The sequence below is a fragment of the Protofrankia sp. CiP1_Cm_nod2 genome, from assembly GCF_920664355.1.
Lineage (GTDB): Bacteria > Actinomycetota > Actinomycetes > Frankiales > Frankiaceae > Protofrankia.
This window is the reverse complement of record NZ_CAKKTL010000148.1, coordinates 1-3,952: the sequence shown is the minus strand read 5'-3', so window position 1 is coordinate 3,952 and position 3,952 is coordinate 1. Positions and strand designations below refer to the sequence as shown.

Below are 3,952 nucleotides of genomic sequence, written 5' to 3'. Positions count from 1 at the left end.
CAGGAGCCGTTGGGGACGGGGCGGCCGGGCTGTTCGCCGCCACGGGCCTCGCCGTAGGAGCGCTTGGGCACCATCACCTTGCGGCGGTAGATGCAGACCAGGGTGCCGTCCTGGTTGTAGCCGCGGGTCTCGACCCGCACGATGCCCCGGTCGTCCTTGCTCTTCGACTCGACCTTGTCCAGCACCTCGGACTCGCCGTAGATGGTGTCGCCGTGGAAGACCGGCTTCACGTGCCGGAGGGACTCGACCTCAAGGTTGGCGATGGCCTTGCCGGAGACGTCCGGGACGGACATGCCGAGCAGCAGCGAGTACACGTAGTTGCCGACGACGACGTTCCGCTTGAACTGGGTGGTCTCCTCGGCGTAGTGCGCGTCCAGGTGCAGTGGATGGTGGTTCATGGTCAACAGGCAGAACAGGTGATCGTCGTATTCGGTGACCGTCTTGCCCGGCCAGTGCTTGTAGACCGCGCCGACCTCGAACTCCTCGTAATACCGGCCGAACTGCATGATGCGCTCTCCTCGCTCTCCCGGAGTTCCCCGCCGCGGCACGACGGGGCCCGCCGTCGCGAACCCGCCCGGGCCCGATCCTTCCAGGTCGGCCGGGCACCTGCCCGATTCACGGCCACACCCGATCGGTAATTGCGGAAAGTAGCTATTCGATCGCCTCTTGACGGCGGTGCGGCGAAGGGCTGGCAGCGTGCCAGTGGCCGGGTGAACGGCGGCCGGGTGAACGGCGGCGGGGTGGCGATGGCGGCAGAACACCGTGTGGTGAGGTGCGATGGCGGCACGGCGGTGACAGGGCGGTGGCGCGGCGGTGAGCGTGGGGTGTCCACGCGCGGTGCCCCGCCGGCCACGGCGGCCGCGCCCGGGGAGCTCCGGCCCGTCCCAGCGTGGCCATGCCCGCCGACGTCCGTCAGGATGGGGACGGCGGCAGGGACGACGGCGGCGACCGGGATACAGCTGCGACCGGGGTGGTGACAGGGCGGGACGACGACGGCCGGCGCGTGCCGGTGACGGCCCGGAGATCCGGGCCCGGCGGGGCCTCGCCGGGCCCGGCCGGGCCGGTTGGGACCGGGCTTCCGCCCCGCCACCGCCGGGCGGGAACTCCGGGACCGGCGGGACGTCCTCTGGCGCGGAAAGCCGGCGCGGGAGAACACGACCGTGCCGCCCGCGGCCCTCCCGGCGAGAAGCCCCGGGCACGACCGGGACGTGAGACGTGAGACGTGAGGAGTTGGCGATGCTGCTTGGCGTACACGTGGTCCGGTTCACCTGGCCGGGCGGAGCGGAGGCGGTCGGGCCGGTCCTGGGGCGTGCCGCCCGGGTCGCCGACGACGCGGGCGTGGCCCGGCTCAGCGTGATGGATCACTACTTCCAGATGGAGGCGATGTTCCCGGCCGACGAGCCGATGCTGGAGGGCTACACCACGCTGGGGTTCCTCGCCGCCTACACGTCCAGGCTGCGGCTCGGGCTGCTGGTCACCGGCGTGACCTACCGTCACCCCGGACTGCTCGCGAAGATCATCGCCACCCTGGACGTGCTGTCCGGCGGACGCGCGGAGCTCGGCATCGGCGCCGCCTGGTACGACCGCGAGCACCACGGGCTGGGCGTGCCGTTCCCGCCGGTCGCCGAGCGGTTCGAGCGGCTGGAGGAGACGCTGCGGATCTGCCGGCAGATGTGGAGCGAGGACAACGGCCCCTTCGCCGGCCGGCACTACCAGCTCGCCGAGACGCTGTGCGTGCCGGCGCCGGTCAGCCGGCCGCGCGTGCCGATCCTGATCGGGGGCAGCGGGGAGCGCAGGACGCTGCGCCTGGTGGCGACCTACGGTGACGCCTGCAACCTGTTCGCCCCTTCGGTGGACGTGGTCGCACACAAGCTCGACGTGCTGAGGGCGCACTGCGACGCGGTCGGCCGCGACTACGCGGAGATCTCCAAGACGATCATCTACAACGGCGACGCGCTGGCCCGGGAGGACGCCGGCGCCTTCCTCGCCGATGCCGAGCGGTACGCGCGCCTCGGCATCGACACCGTGATCGTCGTCCCGCCCGGCGGTGAGGCGGTGGACGCCTGGGTCGAACGGATCTGCGTCCCGGTCGTCAAGAACCTCGCCGACATCGCCGTCACCGGCTGATCTCTCCTGGACGCTGTCCCTGCCGGACGGTGCCCCTACCGGTCGCCGGCGTCCAGACGCAGCCCGACGCGCCGGGGATCGCGCAGGTCGGTGCCGGCGGCCAGCCAGCGCCGTTGCAGTTCGGCCGCCCCGTGGACCCGCTTGAACGCGGACTCGTTCGGCGTCATCGGCAGGACCGGCAGGAAACGCACCGGCGCGCGGACAGGCGTCCGCGCCGGCTGCCGGCCCGCGGGCCCGCCCGGCAGGGACGGATCAGGAGCGGGCGGATCGTGATCAAACAGCGTCGGATCTTCCAGTGCCGGATCTTTCGGGGACGGGTCCGGTAGCGGCAGGTCCGGGATGAGCCCGCCGGGTTCGGCGACGAGGACCGCGGTGAACCCGGCGCCGTCCCACAACGGTTCACCGAGGTCGAGGCCGGCCCCGGCGACCACCGGGACGCCTTCGACGGCCGGGATCGCGGCCAGCAGGGCCAGCCGGCGGGCCACGCTGTCGCGGGGCTCCTTCAGCGAGAGCACCAGTTCGGCACGGGGCCCCGCCGGGTCGAGCACGGGGGAGGCCGGATCGCTCATCGGGCTCCGGGACATCCCGAGGGTCGCATAACGGATGACCCTCTCCGTCGGGTGGCTGAAACGCAGCACCTCGATCGGTTCGGAACCGAGAAACGTGATCTCCGCGCGGCCCGTGTCGGGGCCGAACTCCCGCAGCAGGTGCGTCTCCACCCGCTTCAACACCTCCGGAACGTCCACAGCGCCGACTCTAAGCCGCCTCCGGCGGATATCGTCCGGCGGACGGCTTCCCTGTGGACGGCCTCCGGCGGACGGCTTCCCTGTGGATATCGACCGCCCGGGCGCCGCTGGTCCGCGCGAGCGGGGATCCGCCGGACGCGGCCCGAATCCGGATCCGGGCAGCGCCGGGAAATTTTCGGCTCCGGAGAGGCATATCAGGCCTATCAGGTGGAACCGTGGATCGGGGCCGGGTCGTTACCCGGTCGGGCGCGTCCACCGTCATGGGGGAACGGGCGGCCGCCGGGTGCCGGTTGTCGGCCGGGAGCCGGTATCCGTCACGATGGCCTCGCGGGAGTCACGCCCGCGGGCGTCGAACAACATGCCGATCAGCAACATGCCGACAGGCGGACAGGCGACAGGGCAGATGCGGAGGCCACCATGGCGCAGGTGCTGAGCAAGGGCGCGAACGCACCGTTGTCCACTACCGATGTACGGGTGGAGATCAGTTCGTCCACCCCGTTGGACATCGCCGCGCTGCTGGTGACCGCGAACGGCAAGGTCCGCTCCGACGCCGACTTCGTGTTCTTCAACCAGCCCACCGGGCCGGGGGTACGCCTGCTCCCGCCGTCCGCGCTCGAGTTCACCCTGACGCAGGTGCCGGCCGACATCGACAAGGTGGTCGTCACCGGCAGCCTGGACGGCTCCGGCACACAGACCTTCGCGGCCGTCAGCGGGCTGCGGGTCGTCGCCCGGGCCGCCCGGGGTGAGGAGATCGCCCGCTTCGACCCGGTCGATCTCACCGTCGAGAGCGCGCTGATACTCGTGGAGCTCTACCGGCGCCAGGGCGCGTGGAAGGTGCGCGCCGTGGGGCAGGGGTACGCCTCCGGGCTCGCCGGCATCGCCACCGACTTCGGGATCACGGTGGACGACCCCGGCACCCCGCCGGTCGACCCGCCCACCCAGATCGTCACCCCGCCGCCGGGGCAGCGGTGGGGAGCCCCGACGGGGCAGCCCGCGCAGCCCGCCGAGGCGGGGGGTGGCTGGGGCGCGCCGTCGTCCTCACCGCCGCCGGCCCAGCCGCCGCCGGCCCAGCCGTGGGG

General features: G+C 72.4%; 4 protein-coding genes. 2 read left to right on the top strand and 2 right to left on the bottom strand.

Annotated elements, in window-relative coordinates; genetic code table 11:
* On the bottom strand, nucleotides 1-506 hold a 506-nt coding region (locus NBW84_RS16195; protein WP_250285580.1), incomplete at its 3' end, for a MaoC family dehydratase.
* Between the two features lie 730 nt (nucleotides 507-1,236).
* On the opposite strand from NBW84_RS16195, the gene NBW84_RS16190 reads away from it, so the two are divergent.
* A complete protein-coding gene (locus tag NBW84_RS16190) occupies nucleotides 1,237-2,127 on the top strand; it encodes an LLM class F420-dependent oxidoreductase (protein WP_250285579.1) in 891 nt (296 codons plus the stop codon).
* 35 nt (nucleotides 2,128-2,162) lie between these two features.
* Here the strand turns inward: NBW84_RS16190 and NBW84_RS16185 are convergent, their stop codons facing one another.
* Nucleotides 2,163-2,873, bottom strand: a complete 711-nt coding sequence (locus tag NBW84_RS16185; RefSeq protein WP_250285578.1) for a suppressor of fused domain protein — start codon at nucleotides 2,871-2,873, stop codon at nucleotides 2,163-2,165.
* 417 nt (nucleotides 2,874-3,290) lie between these two features.
* Here NBW84_RS16185 and NBW84_RS16180 point away from each other — a divergent pair.
* Nucleotides 3,291-3,952, top strand: a 662-nt coding sequence (locus NBW84_RS16180; RefSeq protein WP_250285577.1) for a TerD family protein, incomplete at its 3' end; no start/stop codon positions are given.